The sequence below is a fragment of the Streptomyces flavofungini genome (assembly GCF_014650815.1).
Taxonomy (GTDB): domain Bacteria; phylum Actinomycetota; class Actinomycetes; order Streptomycetales; family Streptomycetaceae; genus Streptomyces; species Streptomyces flavofungini.
The window spans coordinates 476,947-493,133 of the sequence record NZ_BMVR01000004.1 but is presented as its reverse complement, the minus strand read 5'-3'; the positions used below and the strand labels follow the sequence as shown (position 1 = coordinate 493,133).

Here is a 16,187-nt window from a genome sequence, read left to right as displayed (position 1 = left end):
GATCATGCAATTCGGCCGCACCTACGAGGAGTTCGAAGTCGGCGCCGTGTACAAGCACTGGCCCGGCAAGACGGTCACCGAGTACGACGACCACCTCTTCTGCCTGCTCACCATGAACCATCACCCGCTGCACATGGACAGCAACTACGCGGAGAGGACGACCGACTTCGGCAAGAACGTCGTCGTCGGGAACTACATCTACTCGCTGCTCCTCGGCATGTCCGTGCCGGACGTCTCCGGCAAGGCGATCGCCAACCTGGAGATCGAGTCGCTGCGGCACGTGGCGCCGACGTTCCACGGCGACACGCTGTACGGCGAGACGACCGTCCTGGACAAGACGCCGTCGAAGTCCAAGTCGGACCGCGGCATCGTCCACGTGGAGACCAAGGGCTACAAGCAGGACGGCACGCTGGTCTGCGTGTTCCGCCGCAAGGTGATGGTGCCCACGGAGACGTACATCAAGGAGCGCGGCGGCGAACAGCCCGGCCGCCCGGAGCTGAACACCCCGCCGCAGAAGACCGAGAAGTGAGGCCGTGATGAGCCGACTCGCCCAGACCGCCGGTCTGACCGACATCCAGCAGGAAATCCTGGCCACCGTCAGGGACTTCGTCGACAAAGAGATCATTCCGGTGGCGACGGAGCTGGAACACCGCGACGAGTACCCGCAGGCGATCGTGGACGGCCTCAAGGAGTTGGGCCTGTTCGGCCTGATGATTCCGGAGGAGTACGGGGGTCTTGGTGAGTCGCTGCTCACGTACGCGCTGTGCGTGGAGGAGATAGCGCGCGGCTGGATGTCGGTGTCCGGCATCATCAACACCCACTTCATCGTGGCCTACATGCTCAAGCAGCACGGCACGCAGGAGCAGAAGGACCACTTCCTGCCACGGATGGCGACGGGCGAGGTGCGGGGCGCGTTCTCGATGTCGGAGCCGGCGCTCGGCTCGGACGTGTCGGCGATCACGTCGAAGGCGGTCAGGGACGGCGAGGAGTACGTCCTCAACGGCCAGAAGATGTGGCTGACCAACGGCGGCTCGTCAACTCTGGTCGCCGTACTCGTCAGAAGTGACGAAGGACACCCCGAGGGCACGGCCCCGCACAAGTCGATGACGACCTTCCTGGTGGAGAAGGAACCGGGCTTCGGCGAGGTGCGCCCGGGCCTGACCATCCCGGGGAAGATCGACAAGATGGGTTACAAGGGTGTCGACACCACCGAATTGATCATGGATGGCCTGCGCATTCCGGCCAATCGCGTGCTCGGCGGGACGACCGGCCGCGGCTTTTACCAAATGATGGACGGCGTCGAGGTCGGCCGCGTGAATGTGGCCGCGCGTGGCTGCGGGGTCGCGCAGCGTGCCTTCGAACTGGGTGTCTCCTATGCCCAGCAACGTCACACTTTCGGAAAGCCGATCGCTCAGCACCAGGCGATTCAGTTCAAGCTGGCCGAGATGGCTACCAAGGTCGAGGCCGCCCATGCGATGATGGTGAACGCAGCACGCAAAAAGGACTCCGGGGAGCGAAACGACCTCGAAGCCGGAATGGCGAAGTATCTGGCGTCCGAATACTGCAAGGAAGTCGTAGAGGACGCGTTCAGGATTCACGGTGGCTACGGCTTCTCGAAGGAGTACGAGATCGAGCGTCTGTACCGTGAGGCGCCGATGTTGCTCATCGGTGAAGGTACCGCCGAGATCCAGAAAATGATCATTGGCCGACGACTCCTCGAAGAGTATCGATTCCAGGGATAAATGTCCGACTTGGGGTGATTCCTTCGAGATTTATTCGAGAAGAAGATCACACACTGTCAGCACGCTCCGGCGGCCGACTCGGCTTCCTGGCTTGCCCAGTTGTGGCTCGCAACCGATACGATCCCGGGAAAGCCGCCGTCCCCCCGTATGCAGTGCGGCATCATCCGCTACGAAGGTCATCCATGCCCCACAGCCAAACCTCTGCACCTCGCGACAGCCTGGCCGGCGTTCGCCTCGCGCGCGGAGCATCGCCGTGGCTCCTGCCGACTGTCGCCACGGCGGCGCTCAGCCTCGCCCGGTCGCGCCGCTCCAAGGGCGCGGCCGTGATCGCCGTACCCGCCACCGCACTCGCGGCGGGCATGCTGTGGTTCTTCCGCGACCCGGAGCGCGAGATCACCCGGGGCCGGGTCATCTCGCCCGCCGACGGTGTCGTACAGAGCATCATGCCGTGGAAGGACGGGCGCACCCGCGTCGCCATCTTCATGAGCCCGCTGAACGTGCACGTCAACCGCGCGCCGCTGGCCGGCACGGTGACGTCCGTCGAGCACATCCCGGGCGGTTTCGTCCCGGCGTTCAACAAGGAGAGCGAGAACAACGAGCGCGTTGTCTGGCACTTCGACACCGAACTCGGCGACATCGAGATGATCCAGATCGCGGGCGCCGTGGCCCGGCGCATCGTGCCGTACGTGCCGCAGGGCACGAAGGTGGAGCAGGGCGAGCGCATCGGCCTGATCCGCTTCGGCTCGCGCGTCGACATCTACCTGCCGGAGGGCGTCGAGGTGGATGTCGAGGTGGGTCAGAAGACCGTGGCTGGGGTGACTCGCATTGACCGTGACTGATTCGGAGACACCCGCGGGCTGGGTGCCCGAGGCCGCTGAGGACGACGCGGACGAGGAGATGCCCCTCTCGCTGCGCCTCTCAATAGCGGACACCCTCACGCTCGGCAACGCCACGTGCGGATTCATGGCGGTGTACTTCACCACCACCGGCATCCTCATCCCGCACCTGTCGGGCGACGAGTCGGGCATGGCCCGCAACAGCGCGGCCACCGCGGTGATACTGATGCTGTGCGCGGCGGTCTTCGACCTCTTCGACGGCCTCGTGGCCCGCAAGCTGCGGTCGTCGCCGATGGGTGCGGAGCTGGACAACCTCTCCGACCTGATCAGCTTCGGCCTGGCGCCCGCGTACTTCGTGCTCGTGTACGGCATGGTCGCGAGAGACGCGCATGAGCGGGTCGCGGCGGTGGGCGCGATCGTGGTGCTCCTGGCGGTGGTGCTGCGGCTTGCGAGATTCTCCTGCGTGACCCTGCGTGACGGAGTGTTCCAGGGCATGCCGTCGCCGTTCGGCGCGCTGACCGTGGTCTCGATCGTGCTCCTGGAGCTGCCCTTCGTGGCCACGCTCCTCGCCATCATCGGCACCGCGTGGCTGATGGTGAGCCGGGTCGAGTACCCGAAGCCGCGGGGGCCGCTGGCGGTGGCCATGCTCGCGTGGATCGTCTCCGCGATGGGGCTGCTGGCTGCGTGGGCCTTCGACGCGCCGGGTGGGCAGCTGCTGCTGCAGACCGGATGCGCGCTGCAGCTGGTGCTCGGGGCGGTCATCCCCCTCTTCGCCACGGCTCGGCGGGTGAACAACTTCCGGGACAACCGGCGTGAGGCGCGGGCCACGCAGGTGCCGTAGCGGATCTTGTACGTCGCCCTGAGGGGCCCGAACCGTTCGGTTCGGGCCCCTCAGGCGTTGTTGTGGCACCCCTGTGCCCCGTCCGGCAGCACCGTCAGGGCGAGGCTCACCGGGCCCCGGTCAGGTCAGGAAGTCGGTGGCGATCTTGGCTGAGAGGCGTTCCAGGAGGGGACCCGCCTCGGCCACGCAGCGGGCCACGTCCGGTTCGATGTCCGTGAGGGCGTACGCCCGGCGGATCCCGGCCGTGCCGAGCGCCGACGGGGGCAGCGCGAGGCGCCCGCAGACGGCGACCACGTCCACCCCGGCGGCACGAGCGGCCGCCGCCACCCCGGCGGGCGCCTTCCCGTGGAGGGTCTGCTCGTCGAGGGACCCCTCCCCCGTGATGACGAGCGTCGCCCCGGCGAGCGCGGGCGCGAAGCCGAGGACGTCCAGCATGACGTCGATGCCGGGCCGGAACGACGCCCCGAGCCCGACCAGCGCCCCGTACCCGATGCCGCCCGCCGCACCGGCGCCCGGCGCGTCCGCGTACTCCAGGGCCTGCGGTCCGACGTCCCGAGCGAGGACCCGCGCGAAGTGCGCGAGCGCGGCGTCGAGGGCGGCGACGTCGTCCGGCGTGGCGCCCTTCTGCGGCCCGTACACCGCGGGCGCCCCCTTGGAGCCGGTCAGCGGGTTGTCGACGTCGCTGGCGAGCACGATGTCGACGTCCGCGAGCCGCGGGTCGAGGCCGGACAGGTCGGCGGACGCCAGCTCGCCCAGCGGACCGCCGCCGGGCGCGACCGGCTCCCCGTCGGCGTCCAGGAACCGCGCGCCGAGCGCGGCCAGCATGCCCGCGCCGCCGTCGGTCGTCGCGCTGCCGCCGACCCCGAAGACGATGGTGCGCGCGCCCGCGTCGAGCGCCGCGCGGATCAGCTCGCCGCTGCCGTACGTCGTCGCCGTGAGCGGCGCGAACGTCCCCGCGGGCAGCAGTTGCAGCCCGGAGGCCTCGGCCATCTCCACGACGGCCGTACCGTCGCGCAGCGCGTACGCCGCCACCACCTCGGCGCCCAGCGGCCCGGTGACCCGCGCCTCCCGGCGTTCGAACCCGGCCGCCACGGCCGCGTCGACCGTGCCGTCACCGCCGTCCGCCACGGGCAGCGCCCGCACCGGGAGGTCCGGCACCGCGTTGTGCAGGCCCGCCGTCACGCGCTGCGCGACCTGCACCGCCGTGAGGGACCCCTTGAACTTGTCCGCGGCGATGAGCACATGGCCGCGGCCGGTGCCCCCGGCGCCGTGTCCCGCGCCGGCTCCCGCCGTCTCTGCAGCGTCCGCCACCTTGCATTCCCCTTGCTTTCGGGCCTTGCTCGCGTCAAGGCAGTCGCGCCGCTGCGACCATAACCGCAGGAGGGGGCCGCTGCCCATGGTCGACCGGGTCACTCATTGATCCACTGCCCCGAGATGTCCGTTTACATCGGGGCAAAGCAGTATGGGAAAGAGGCGGAGGATGATCGATCATTGCCGTCCTCGATCGGCATCGCGCGGCGCGCCCCCGCCTTCGGGTAGACCGGACCCATGACGTCGACGGCACCGGACATTCCGCTCGCGGACCGCATCCATGGCGGCTGGCTCGGCCGGGTCGCCGGGAACATGCTCGGCAAGCCCGTCGAGCGCGGCGACTACTGGACGCGCAACCGCATCGACCGCTATCTGCGGCACACCGACGCGCTCCCCCTCACCGACTACCTGCCCGCGCCGCCGGAGGGCACGGCGGGCTTCGAACTGCGCCCGGAATGGCCCGCCTGCGTGCGCGGCCGTATCGACGGCAGTTGCCGTGACGACGACGTGGACTACGCCATCCTCGGCCTGGAACTCCTGGAGTCGCGCGGGTTCGGGTTCAGCACCGAGCAGGTGGGCGAGCTGTGGCTGTCACGGCTGCCGTACCTCCAGACGTTCACGGCGGAGCGCGCCGCGTACCGCAATCTCGCGAACGGCCTGAAGCCGCCGCTGACGGCGACGTACGACAATCCGTACCAGGAGTGGATCGGGGCGCTGATCCGCGCGGACGTCTTCGGCTGGACGTGCCCCGGCGACCCGCGTCGTGCCGCCTCCCTGGCCCGGCGGGACGCGGTGCTCTCGCACACCGGCAACGGCGTGTACGCGGCGATGTGGGCGGCGGCGCTGGTCGCGGCGGCGTTCACGGCCGCCGCGCCCCGGGACGCGCTGGACGCCGCCCTCACCGTGATCCCGGCGAGCAGCCGGTTCGCGCGGACGGTGCGCCGGGTGACGTCGCTGTACGAGGCGTCGCTGAGCTGGGAAGAGACCCTGGCGACGGTGGAGAGCGAGACGGCCGGGCTCGGCTGGATCCACGCCGTGCCGAACGCCGCCGTCCTCACGGCCGGGCTGCTGTACGGCGACGGGGACTTCACCCGCACGATCGCGCTGACCGTGCGCGGCGGCCTGGACACCGACTCGAACGGCGCGACGGCGGGCTCGGTGGCCGGGGTGCGGTGCGGGGCGGCGGCGATCCCGGCCCAGTGGCGCGATCCGCTCCGCGACCGGGTGCGCAGCGCGGTGTTCGGTTACGACGGGGTGCGGATCAGCGAACTGGCGGAGCGGACAGAACGGTTGGCACGGCATCCCGGGGTGACGGAGGCGTCGGGGGTTACTGAGGGGTCGGGGGTGCCACCGGCGTGAGGCGTGTCGCGGGCGGCCGGGGCGGCCACAGCCCGAACTCGGTGTGCACGTCGCGCTCCTGAACGCCGTCTCCAGCGACGACGGCTCCGGCTTCGTCATCGACTTCACCGGCGAACGCCCGTACCTCAACGCCCGTCGCACACCGGGCCACGGCGTTCTCCGGCACGGCGGCGAGGCCACGCCCTTCACCGTCCTGCCCGACCCGCCCCTGCCCCCGCTCACCGAGACACCCGCCTACACCGCCCCCGCCGCCGAACGCAGCCGCCAGGCCCGGCTCGTGGTGGAGCATCGCAACGCCGTGGCCGACGGCCGCGCGGGCCACCTCGGGCACGCGCTCGCCGACCTGACGCGCGTCGCCGAGGAGCAGCGACTGCTGCTCGGCCCCGACCATCCGCAGACCCTCGACAGCAGCTGTGAACTGGCGATCGTGTACGCGCAGTGGGGCCGGTACAACGACGCCCTCGACCTCTGTGCGGACACCGCCGCACGCCGGACGCGCGCCCTCGGCCCACGGGACGTCCACACCCTCGTCGCCCACCAGCAGTGCGCGTTCCTGCTCGGACGGATCGGCCGCCACCAGGAGTCGTACTCCGCCTACCGCGCCGTCCTGTCGTCCTGGGACACCACCCTCGGCCCGGTACCACCCCGGCACGCTCCTGTGCCGCCACAACCTGGCCGTCGCGCTGATCCTGCTCTTCCGCCACGAGGAGGCCGCCGCGGCGGCCCGCGCCGCGTACAGCGGCCGCGCCCTCGCGCACGGCCCCGACCACCCGGACACGCTCGCCAGCGGACACGAACTCGCCGTCACCCTGCGCGGGGCGGGGCGCGGACGCCCACGCCGTGGCAGCGGACGTGCACACGGCTCGCGGGCGCGTGCTCGGCCCCGACCACCCGGACACCCGGGCCACCCGGAACCTGCTCACGCCCCCGAAGCGCCACGGCGGGTGATCCACCTGGCGCTACGCTGCCTGTCGTGACCACTCTCGACTACGCCACGTACATCGCGAGCCTCCCCCGCGTCCTCGCCGGAGCCGCCTCCGTCATCCGCGACCGCGCCGGACGCGTCCTGCTCGTGGAGCCCAACTACCGTGCGGGCTGGGCCCTTCCGGGTGGCACCGTCGAGTCGGACGACGGCGAGAGCCCGCGCCAGGGGGCGCGGCGCGAGACCGTCGAGGAGATCGGCCTGGACATCGAGCCCGGCGGGCTGCTCGCGGTGGACTGGGTGCCGGGGACGGCGGCGCGGCCTCCGCTGGTGGCGTACCTGTACGACGGCGGGGTGCTCGACGACGACCGGTTCGAGGCGATCCGGCTGCAGGAGGAGGAACTGCTCTCCTGGCGCCTCGCCACCCGCGAGGAGCTGCCGACGCATCTCTCGGCACCGCTCGCGCGCCGGGTGCTCGCCGCACTGGACGCGCTGGCCGCGGGGGCGGGCACGGTGGAGCTGGAGAACGGGCACCGGGTCGGCTGACCCGGCGCCCCTGTCGCCGCCCCTCCGCCCCGCCTAGAAGAGAACCGAGCCGCTCTCGAAGGCGAGGAGGCGCTGCTTGCGGTCGAGGCCGCCGCCGTAGCCGGTCAGGCTGCCGTTGGCGCCGATGACGCGGTGGCAGGGGACGATGACGCCGATGGGGTTCTTGCCGTTGGCGAGGCCGACAGCGCGGGAGGCGGCGGGGTTGCCGAGCTCCTCGGCGAGCTCGCCGTACGTACGGGTCTCGCCGTACGGGATGTCCAGGAGCCGCTGCCACACCGAGCGCTGGAACGGGGTGCCGTCCAGGCGCAGCGGCAGGTCGAACTCCTTCAGCTCGGCCGCGAAGTAGGCCTCCAGCTGTTCCGTCGCCGGGCCGAAGGGGGACGGGTCGCGGTCGCCGAAGGTCTCCTCGGCGGGGCGGTGGCGCTGCTCGGTCATGTAGAGGCCGCTGAGGGTGCCGTCGGTGGCGACGAGGGTGAGCGGCCCGTAGGGGCTGTCGATGACGGTGTGCTGACGGTGCATGGTGAACGCCCTTACGGGGGAAGGTGGTTGCCCCTATTCGGGGAGGTAGTTGATGGCGTGGTCCTCGGTGGCCCACAGGTACTGCACGGCGTAGGCGCGCCAGGGGCGCCAGGCGGCGGCGCGTGCCGTGAGGGCGGCGGGGGTGTGCGGCAGGCCGAGGGCCTGGGCGGCGCGCCGGATGCCGAGGTCGGAGGGCAGGAACGCGTCCGGGTCGCCGAGGGCGCGCATCGCGATGACCTCCGTCGTCCAGGGGCCGAAGCCCGGCAGGGCGGTGAGTTGGGCGCGGGCGCGCTCCCAGTCGTTCTCGACGCCCAGTTGGAGGGTGCCGTCGGCGAGGTGGCGCACCAGCGTCATCAGGGTGGTGCGGCGGCTGCGGGGCAGCGCGAGGGACTCGGGGTCGAGCTCCGCGAGGGCCTCCGGCGCCGGGAAGAGGTGGGTGAGGCCGCCCTCGGGGTCGTCGACGGGCTCGCCGTGGGCGGTGACCAGGCGGGCGGCGTGGGTACGGGCGGCGGCGGTGGAGACCTGCTGGCCGAGGACGGCACGCACGGCGAACTCGGCCTCGTCCACGGTCCGGGGCACCCGCCGCCCCGGCGCCTGCGCGACGAGCGGGGCGAGCAGCGGATCGTCCGCCAGCTGACCGTCGACGGCGACGGGGTCGGCGTCCAGGTCGAGCAGCCGACGGCAGCGGCTGATGGCGAGGGTCAGGTCGCGCGGGTCGGTGAGGGTGAGGCGGCAGCCGATGTGGTCGGGGTGCGGGGTGAGGGCCACGATGCCGTGCCCGTAGGGCAGGCGCAGGGTGCGGCGGTACGCGCCGTCGCGCCACTCCTCCACGCCGGGCACGGCGGTGGCGACGAGGTGGCCGAAGAGGTTGTCGGGGTTGAGGGGGGCGCGGAAGGGGAGGCGGAGGGAGAGGGTGCCGGGGGCGCCTTCGACGGGTGGGGTGCCGGGGGCGGCGAGGGCGGTGCCCGGGCCGCTGGCGGCGGATGTCCCGTTGGCCACGGAGGCCGCACCGGACGTGGAAACCCCACGCGCACCGTGCGCACCGACGCTGGCGTTGGCATGCACATTCGCATTGACGTTGGCTCTGGTGGCCGCGCGCCTGTCACCGGGCCGCTTGGCCGCCCGGGCGCGGAGTTCGCCGGGGGCGAGGGCGAAGACTTCGCGGACGGTGTCGTTGAACGTACGGATGGAGGAGAAGCCCGCGCCGAAGGCGATCTGGGCCATGGGCAGGGCGGTGGTCTCGATGAGCAGCCGGGCGGTCTGGGCGCGCTGCGCGCGGGCGAGGGCGAGGGGGCCCGCGCCGAGTTCGGCGAGGAGCTGCCGCTCGACCTGGCGGGTGCTGTAGCCGAGGCGGGTGGCGAGGCCGGGGACGCCCTCGCGGTCGACGATGCCGTCGCCGATGAGCCGCATGGCGCGGGCGACGAGGTCGGCCCGCTGGTTCCACTCGGGCGAGCCGGGGCTGCTGTCGGGGCGGCAGCGCTTGCAGGCGCGGAATCCGGCCTGCTGGCAGGCGGCGGCGCTCGGGTAGAAGCTCATGTTCGCGGGCTTGGGGGGTACGACCGGGCAACTGGGGCGGCAGTAGATGCGGGTCGTGAGGACGGCGGTGAAGAACCATCCGTCGAACCGCGCGTCCTTGGACTGCACGGCCCGCACACGCCGCTCGAAGTCCCCAGGCGCCCCTGCGGGCGCGGCTGTCGGGGCGGGGGTGGGAGCGGGGTGGTCAGCGGGGCGCTGCGCGGCTGTCGGGGCGGGGTGGTCGGTGGTCTGCGCTTCGGCCGGGCGAGGGTGATCGGCGCTCTGCGCCCCGGCCGGGCGAAGGTGATCGGCGCTCTGCGCCCCAGCCGGGCGAAGGTGATCGGCGCTCTGCGCCCCAGCCGGGCGAAGGGGGCCGGTCCCGCGTGCGGCCGGGGCGCCGGGACGGCCGGGGCCGCGTCGGGCTCCCGTGCCACCGGGACGGCCGGTGCCTTGGGCCGCCGCCGCGTCGGGGCGGCCCGCGACGGGTGTCCCCGCACGGCCGGGACCATCGGCAGCCCGCGCCTCCACCGGGCCGGAGCGTTCGGCGCCCCGTGCCCCCGCCGGACCGGAGCTACCAGCGCCCTTCGCCCCCGTCGCCGGGTGCGTACCGGGCGCGGCCTGGCCCTCGGGCAGGCCGGCTGCCGGTGCGGATGTGGTGGTCTCGGGGTCTCGGGCTGGGGTGCGTGTCACGGGCGGCATGGGTCAAGCATCGGTTATCCCCGCACCCCGGGGCTGGCGAGAATGCGACATCAACCTTGCGCGGCCAGGGCCTCGTCGAACGCCCGGTACGCGGCCTCGCCGAACAGCACGAAGCGGACCTCGTCCAGGTCCACCTCCTTCGGCACCGCCCCGGCCGGGTCCACCTCACCCGGGTCCGCCCCGGCCGAGCCCTCCCCCTCCGGGCCCGCCGCCAAGGCGCCCCGCACCGCCCCCACCGCGATCCGCGCCGCGTCCGCCAGCGGCCAGCGGTACACCCCCCGTGGAGATCGCCGGGAAGGCGACCGTACGGGCGCCCAGCCCGGCCGCGACCCGCAGCGACTCCCGGTAGCACGAGGCGAGCAGCGCCGAGCGGTCCTCCGTCGGTGACCACACGGGGCCGACGGTGTGGATGACGTGGTCCGCGTGCAGGCGGCCGGCCGTCGTGGCCACGGCCTGGCCGGTGGGGAGCCCCTTGCCGTAGTGCGCGGCCCGGAGGCGGCGGCAGTCGGCGAGGATGTCGGGGCCGCCGCGCCGGTGGATGGCGCCGTCGACGCCGCCGCCGCCGAGCAGCGAGGAGTTCGCGGCGTTCACGAGGGCGTCGGCGTGCTGGTCGGTGATGTCGCCCTGGACGAGGGTGATGCGGGCGGTCACGATGACTCCCGCAGCCGCTTCCAGACGGCCTTCGCCGCGTTGTGGCCGGACATGCCGTGCACGCCGGGGCCGGGCGGGGTCGCGGAGGAGCAGATGAAGACGGCCGGGTGCCGGGTGCGGTACGGGTACGCGGTGAGCCGGGGCCGCAGCAGCAGCTGGAGTCCGCTGGCGGCGCCGCAGGCGATGTCGCCGCCGACGTAGTTGGCGTTGCGGGCGGCGAGCTGCGGCGGGCCCGCGGTGGCGCGGGCGAGGACGCGGTCGCGGAAGCCCGGCGCGAAGCGTTCGAGCTGCCGCTCGATGGCGTCGGTGAGGTCGCCCTGCCAGCCGTTCGGGACGTGGCCGTACGCCCAGAAGACCTGCTTGCCCGCGGGTGCCCGGGACGGGTCGACGACGCCGGGCTGCACGGTGATCAGGAACGGCGCGTCCGGCGCCCGGCCCTCGCGGGACGCGGCCCGCAGCGCGGCGTCGATCTCGTGGCTGCTCGCGCCGACCTGGACGGTGCCCGCGGCGCGCGCCTCGGGCGCGGTCCACGGCATGGGCCCGTCGAGCGCGTAGTCGATCTTGAAGGCGCTGGCGCCGTACCGGTAGTGGTCGTAGTAGCGCCCGAGTCCGGCGATCCGGGCGAGCGCGGCGGGCGAGGTGTCGAAGACGTACGCGCGGGCGGGCGGCAGGTCGTCGAGGCGCTTGACCTCGTAGTCGGTGTGGATGATGCCGCCGAGGTCGGTGAGGTACGCCGCGAGCGCGTCGGAGATGGACTGCGAGCCGCCGCGGGCCACCGGCCACCCGCGGGCGTGCGCGGCGAGCGCGAACACCATGCCGACGCCGCCGGTGGCGAGGCCGCCGAGCGGCGCGATGACGTGGGCGACGAGCCCGGCGAACAGGGCCCGCGCCGGTTCGTCGCGGAAGCGCCGCATCAGCCACGTCGACGGCGGCAGGCCCACCAGACCGAACCGGGCGAGCAGCGCCGGGTCGCGCGGCAGCGCGGTCCGCGGCAGTGACATGAAGTCCCGCAGCAGCGTGTCCCAGTGCGGCAGGAACGGCTCGACGAGCCTGCGGTACGCCCCCGCGTCGCGCGGCCCGAAGGAGGCCGCCGTCTCGGCGACGGAGCGCGCGAGCACGGCGGCGCGGCCGTCGAGGAGCGGGTGCGCCATGGGCAGTTCGGGCTGGAGCCACGTCAGGCCGTACCGCTGCAGGGGCAGGGCGCGGAACGCGGGCGAGTTGATGCCGAGCGGGTGCGCCGCCGAGCACGGGTCGTGCCGGAAGCCGGGGAGGGTCAGCTCCTCGGTGCGGGCGCCGCCGCCGACGGCGCCGCGGGCCTCGAAGACGGCCACGGAGAAGCCGCGGCGGGCCAGCTCCACGGCGGCGGTCAGACCGTTCGGTCCCGCCCCCACGACGACGGCATCGAGCATCGACGGCACCTTCGGACTCCTTCGTCAGCCGATGGCCAGTGCCGCCCCAGGATATGCCGGAGCACGGGCCGTTTCCGGGCCCCGGCCCCCTCCGGCACCGTCCGCGGGTCGGACCCCGCGGTGGCGTGCGGAGGCGGTCGCGGTCAGGCCCCGCCCGCCAGCGCCGCCACCACCCGCTGCGCCGTCGCCTCGTCCCGTGCCGCCGTGAACGGCAGGGCGTTGCCCCCGGTGATGGCGAACGGCACGCCGTCGCGGGTGCGGTGGGTGCCGCCCGCCTCCTCGACCAGGAGCAGGCCCGCGGCATGGTCCCAGGCCAGCTCCCAGCTGAACGCGACGGCGTCGAGGGTGCCGCGGGCGATGGCCAGGTACTCCAGGCCCGCCGAGCCGCACGGACGCGGGGCGAAGCCCTCGGCGGTGAGGCCGAGCAGGGCGCGCTTCTGGTCGTCGGTGGTGAAGTCCGGGTGGGACGTGGCCACCGTCAGGGGGCGGCCGGGCTCGGGGGAACCGGCGCGCAGGGGCGTGCCGTTCAGCGTGGCGCCCTTGCCGCGGACCGCCACCGCGAACTCGTCGAGCGCGGGCGCGTACGTCCAGGAGGCCAGGACGACGCCGTCCAGGGCGAGCGCGACGAGCGTGCAGAAACCGGGGTCGCCGTGCACGAACTGGCGTGTCCCGTCGACGGGATCGACGATCCACACCGGCGCGCCGCCCGCTATCGCGTCGTATATCGCCGGGTCGGCGTGCACCGCTTCCTCGCCGACGACGACCGAGCCGGGCAGCAGCGCCGTCAGCTCTCGGGTCAGGTGCTCCTCCGCGAGCCGGTCCGCGACGGTCACCAGGTCGTGCGGGCCGCTCTTCTGGACGACGTCGTCCTCGGCGAGCTGCCGGAACCTCGGGGTGATCTCCGCCGCCGCGGCCTCGCGGACCACACGCTCCACGTCAGCGGTCTGTCGTGCGAGAAAGTCGTCGATGCTTTCCTTGATTGCCTGTGTTTCGATCATGCCTCCATGAGAGCACGTGCCACTGACAACGCGGACTCCCGGGGTGAACAACGGGTGGAATCGGGATGAAAGGGCGCCCCGCACCCTCACCGCCCCCGCGCCCTCACCGCCCGACCGCGTACCCCTGCATCCCCCGCGGATTCGCCGCCGCCGAGAGCACCCCGGTCCGCGGGTCCCGCGCCACCGCGCACAGCCGCCCCTCCGACCAGGGGCCGCCCACGGTCACGTCGTGTCCGCGCCGCCGCAGCTCCGCCACCGCCTCCGGGTCGGTGCGGGACTCGACGACGAGGCTGCCCGGCCGCATCCCGCGCGGGTAGAAGGACTCCGGGAAGGACTCGGTGTGCCAGTTGGGGGCGTCGACGGCGCCTTGCAGGTCGAGCCCGCCGCGTACCGGCGGGCGCAGCGCCACCGACAGGAAGAAGTGGACCTGCCACTGGTCCTGCTGGTCCCCGCCGGGCGTGCCGAAGGCCATGACGGGCACGCCGTCCTTGAGGGCGAGCGAGGGTGTCAGGGTCGTGCGGGGGCGGCGGCCCGGGGTGAGCGAGTTGGGCAGGCCGTCCTCCAGCCAGGCCATCTGGAGCCGGGTGCCGAGCGGGAAGCCGAGTTCCGGCACGACGGGGTTGGACTGGAGCCAGCCGCCGGACGGCGTCGCCGCGACCATGTTCCCCCAGCGGTCGACGACGTCCAGGTGACAGGTGTCGCCCCGGGTCCCGCCGTCCGGCGCCACGGTCGGCTCACCGACACCCGCGACAGTGGGCTCACCGGCACCCGCCACGGTCGGCTCCCCCGCCCCCACCGCGAGCCCCCGCGCCCCCGCGTCACCCGCGGCGACCGCCCGCACATGCGCGGCCAGCCGCGGCTCCCGCCCGCCGGGCCGCCCGGGCCGCAGCTCGTACGAGGCCCGCTCACCGATCAGCTCCCGGCGCCCGGCGTTGTACGCGTCCGAGAGCAGCTCGGCGACCGGCACCTCGGCCGCGTCGCCGTACCAGGCCTCCCGGTCGGCCATGGCGAGCTTGCAGCCCTCGACGAGCAAGTGGGTGCAGGCCGCCGAGCCGTACGCGGGCAACTCGGCAGGAAGCAGGGCGAGTTGCTGGAGGAAGGCGGGGCCCTGGCTCCAGGGGCCCGCCTTGCAGAGGGTCCAGCCGTTCCAGTCGTACGTGACCGGATCCTCGTACGTGGCCGACCAGTCGGCGAGGTCGGCGGCCGTGAGGGTGCCGGTGTGGTGCTTGCCGCTGGTGTCCAGGGTGGGGCGCGCGGCCTGGCGGACGAGGGCTTCCGCGATGAAGCCGGTGCGCCACACCTCGCGGGCGGCGTCGATCTGCGCGTCGCGGTCGGCGCCGCCCGCCGCTTCGGCCTCGGCGACGAGCCGCCGCCAGGTGGCGGCGAGGCGCGGGTTGCGCAGGAGTGCGCCGGGGGCGGGCGGGGTGCCGCCCGGGAGGTAGACCTCGGCGGACGACGTCCACTCGGTCACGAACAGTTCCCGTACGGTCGCGATGGTCTCGGTGACGCGTTCCACCGGCGGGTGCCCGTCCTCGGCGTACCCGATGGCGTACTTCAGGACGTCGGCGAGCGGCTTGGTGCCGTGGTCGCGAAGGAGCAGCATCCAGGCGTCGAAGGCGCCGGGCACGGCGGCGGCGAGCGGCCCGGTGCCGGGCACGAGGTCGAGGCCGAGGGTGTCCCGGTAGTGGGCGACGCTCGCCCCGGCGGGCGCCACGCCCTGCCCGCACAGGACGCGCACGTCGCCGCCCGCCGGGGCGATGATGATCGGCACCTCACCGGCGGGCCCGTTCAGGTGCGGCTCGACCACGTGCAGCACGAAGCCGGCCGCGACGGCGGCGTCGTACGCGTTCCCGCCGTCCTCCAGGACGGCCATCGCGGACTGCGAGGCGAGCCAGTGGGTGGACGACACCATGCCGAAGGTGCCCTGGAGCGTGGGGCGCGTCGTGAACATGACCGCAGGCTAGTGCCGTCCCACACCACCAGTCCCACTGGCCCCACCGGGCTCCCGCGCCCCGGTGAGGGCCGGAACCAGGCCGTACCTCTGCGCCCGCGGTACGGTCGTCACCCCGTCGCGGGTGCCGGGTCCCCCGGCCGGGCGGGGAGTTGTCCGCCCGGGTCCGCAGCATCGCGCGAGGCGGGGACCACCCGTCCGGTCAGCCGTCGGGGAACGGCTGCGGCGGTCCCCGTGGACGCCGCCGCGCCGTCCGCCTCGGCCACGGTTACGCCGCGTGCTCCCCGAACGGGGTCCCGCTGTCCCCGAGTTCCCCGAAGCAGGCCGCCACCAGTTCGTCCAGGCAGATCCGCTCCTCGCCCGGCACCACCACGTCGCGGGTGGCGGCGAGGAAGGCGGTGACATCGCCCGCGGCGACGTGCAGGACGCCATGGGCGCGGCCCGCCGGGCCCGGCATGCCGAACAGCTCGATGCGCACGCCCTTCCCGCGGCCCCCTTCAAGGGTGGGCTCGACGCGCACGTCGCCCTCACCGGCCGGACCCCGGCAGCCGTCGGTGAGCAGTTGCCGGTCCAGGCGCCAGCGCGTCGCCTCGCCGCCCTCGCAGCGGAACGTCATGGTGACCGCGAAGGGATCGGCGGCCGCGTAGGCGAGTTCGGCGGAGAGGGGGGCGCGGCCACCGGGTGTCTCGCCGGTCTCGAGTTCCATGCATACCGTCGCTCTGACCTCGGCCTCCACGGCGTTCCTCCAGGGGGGTTGGGGGGTGGTGAATCCCGTATGCCCCGACGGGCTCGGGGAATGCGGGGAAAACAGTTGATGGGTGACAGGTAACAGCTGACACGCGTCGACTGACAGACATCGAGGCCGGAAATCTCGGCTGACAGGTGGCA

14 protein-coding genes and 2 pseudogenes are annotated in these 16,187 nt (G+C 73.3%); 8 read left to right on the top strand and 8 right to left on the bottom strand.

Annotated features, from left to right (window positions below):
- Positions 1–4 precede the first annotated feature (4 nt).
- The 4 genes from IE274_RS12485 to pssA all read left to right on the top strand — a co-directional run bounded on the left by IE274_RS12485 (position 5) and on the right by pssA (position 3,419).
- Positions 5–529, top strand: a complete 525-nt coding sequence (locus IE274_RS12485; protein WP_190115723.1) for a MaoC family dehydratase — start codon at positions 5–7, stop codon at positions 527–529.
- Between the two features lie 7 nt (positions 530–536).
- On the top strand, positions 537–1,742 hold the full coding sequence (locus tag IE274_RS12480; protein WP_190115722.1) for an acyl-CoA dehydrogenase family protein: 1,206 nt from the start codon (positions 537–539) through the stop codon (positions 1,740–1,742).
- Between the two features lie 182 nt (positions 1,743–1,924).
- Positions 1,925–2,581, top strand: a complete 657-nt coding sequence (locus IE274_RS12475) for a phosphatidylserine decarboxylase (protein WP_190115721.1) — start codon at positions 1,925–1,927, stop codon at positions 2,579–2,581.
- Positions 2,582–2,603: 22 nt separating this feature from the next.
- Positions 2,604–3,419 (top strand): CDP-diacylglycerol--serine O-phosphatidyltransferase, encoded by an 816-nt coding sequence (gene pssA, locus IE274_RS12470; RefSeq protein WP_190115921.1) that lies wholly within the window; start codon positions 2,604–2,606, stop codon positions 3,417–3,419.
- Positions 3,420–3,539: 120 nt separating this feature from the next.
- Here the strand turns inward: pssA and IE274_RS12465 are convergent, their stop codons facing one another.
- Complete coding sequence (locus IE274_RS12465) at positions 3,540–4,661, bottom strand: glycerate kinase (RefSeq protein ID WP_190115920.1); 1,122 nt, start codon at positions 4,659–4,661, stop codon at positions 3,540–3,542.
- Between the two features lie 306 nt (positions 4,662–4,967).
- On the opposite strand from IE274_RS12465, the gene IE274_RS12460 reads away from it, so the two are divergent.
- From IE274_RS12460 to IE274_RS39410, 4 genes and pseudogenes are all read left to right on the top strand, one after another.
- Positions 4,968–6,089 (top strand): ADP-ribosylglycohydrolase family protein, encoded by a 1,122-nt coding sequence (locus IE274_RS12460; protein WP_190115720.1) that lies wholly within the window; start codon positions 4,968–4,970, stop codon positions 6,087–6,089.
- A 43-nt stretch (positions 6,090–6,132) separates the two neighbouring features.
- Positions 6,133–6,591, top strand: a pseudogene (locus IE274_RS40195) (tetratricopeptide repeat protein); the annotation flags it as partial.
- Positions 6,503–7,066, top strand: coding sequence for a tetratricopeptide repeat protein (locus IE274_RS40365; RefSeq protein ID WP_372447069.1), 564 nt, complete (start codon positions 6,503–6,505; stop codon positions 7,064–7,066). The pseudogene IE274_RS40195 and the gene IE274_RS40365, both read left to right, overlap by 89 nt.
- On the top strand, positions 7,063–7,557 hold the full coding sequence (locus IE274_RS39410; protein WP_229909514.1) for an NUDIX domain-containing protein: 495 nt from the start codon (positions 7,063–7,065) through the stop codon (positions 7,555–7,557). Before IE274_RS40365 ends, IE274_RS39410 begins: the two co-directional genes overlap by 4 nt.
- 33 nt (positions 7,558–7,590) lie before the next feature.
- Here IE274_RS39410 and IE274_RS12450 read toward each other — a convergent pair whose 3' ends face one another.
- The 7 genes and pseudogenes from IE274_RS12450 to IE274_RS12420 form a co-directional block, all read right to left on the bottom strand.
- Positions 7,591–8,076, bottom strand: coding sequence for a methylated-DNA--[protein]-cysteine S-methyltransferase (locus tag IE274_RS12450; protein WP_190115718.1), 486 nt, complete (start codon positions 8,074–8,076; stop codon positions 7,591–7,593).
- 33 nt (positions 8,077–8,109) lie between these two features.
- Positions 8,110–9,729: an AlkA N-terminal domain-containing protein gene (locus tag IE274_RS12445; RefSeq protein WP_190115717.1), complete on the bottom strand. Its 1,620-nt coding sequence runs from the start codon at positions 9,727–9,729 to the stop codon at positions 8,110–8,112.
- A 611-nt stretch (positions 9,730–10,340) separates the two neighbouring features.
- Positions 10,341–10,941, bottom strand: a pseudogene (locus IE274_RS12440) (O-acetyl-ADP-ribose deacetylase).
- Positions 10,938–12,350 (bottom strand): phytoene desaturase family protein, encoded by a 1,413-nt coding sequence (locus IE274_RS12435; RefSeq protein WP_190115716.1) that lies wholly within the window; start codon positions 12,348–12,350, stop codon positions 10,938–10,940. Before IE274_RS12435 ends, IE274_RS12440 begins: the two are co-directional and overlap by 4 nt.
- A gap of 143 nt (positions 12,351–12,493) precedes the next feature.
- The gene (locus IE274_RS12430; RefSeq protein ID WP_190115715.1) at positions 12,494–13,348 is read right to left on the bottom strand and encodes an inositol monophosphatase family protein; all 855 of its coding nucleotides are present in this window, start codon (positions 13,346–13,348) and stop codon (positions 12,494–12,496) included.
- 103 nt (positions 13,349–13,451) lie between these two features.
- A complete protein-coding gene (locus IE274_RS12425; RefSeq protein ID WP_190115714.1) occupies positions 13,452–15,299 on the bottom strand; it encodes a gamma-glutamyltransferase family protein in 1,848 nt (615 codons plus the stop codon).
- A gap of 268 nt (positions 15,300–15,567) precedes the next feature.
- On the bottom strand, positions 15,568–16,005 hold the full coding sequence (locus tag IE274_RS12420) for an SsgA family sporulation/cell division regulator (protein WP_190115713.1): 438 nt from the start codon (positions 16,003–16,005) through the stop codon (positions 15,568–15,570).
- Between the last annotated feature and the right edge of the window lie 182 nt (positions 16,006–16,187).

Coding starts and splice junctions, on each gene's coding strand:
- IE274_RS12485 (WP_190115723.1), top strand. CDS start 5: ATGCAATTCGGCCGCACCTACGAGGAGTTCGAAGTCGGCGCCGTGTAC.
- IE274_RS12480 (WP_190115722.1), top strand. CDS start 537: ATGAGCCGACTCGCCCAGACCGCCGGTCTGACCGACATCCAGCAGGAA.
- IE274_RS12475 (WP_190115721.1), top strand. CDS start 1,925: ATGCCCCACAGCCAAACCTCTGCACCTCGCGACAGCCTGGCCGGCGTT.
- IE274_RS12460 (WP_190115720.1), top strand. CDS start 4,968: ATGACGTCGACGGCACCGGACATTCCGCTCGCGGACCGCATCCATGGC.
- IE274_RS12450 (WP_190115718.1), bottom strand. CDS start 8,076: ATGCACCGTCAGCACACCGTCATCGACAGCCCCTACGGGCCGCTCACC.
- IE274_RS12435 (WP_190115716.1), bottom strand. CDS start 12,350: ATGCTCGATGCCGTCGTCGTGGGGGCGGGACCGAACGGTCTGACCGCC.
- IE274_RS12430 (WP_190115715.1), bottom strand. CDS start 13,348: ATGATCGAAACACAGGCAATCAAGGAAAGCATCGACGACTTTCTCGCA.
- IE274_RS12425 (WP_190115714.1), bottom strand. CDS start 15,299: ATGTTCACGACGCGCCCCACGCTCCAGGGCACCTTCGGCATGGTGTCG.
- IE274_RS12420 (WP_190115713.1), bottom strand. CDS start 16,005: ATGGAACTCGAGACCGGCGAGACACCCGGTGGCCGCGCCCCCCTCTCC.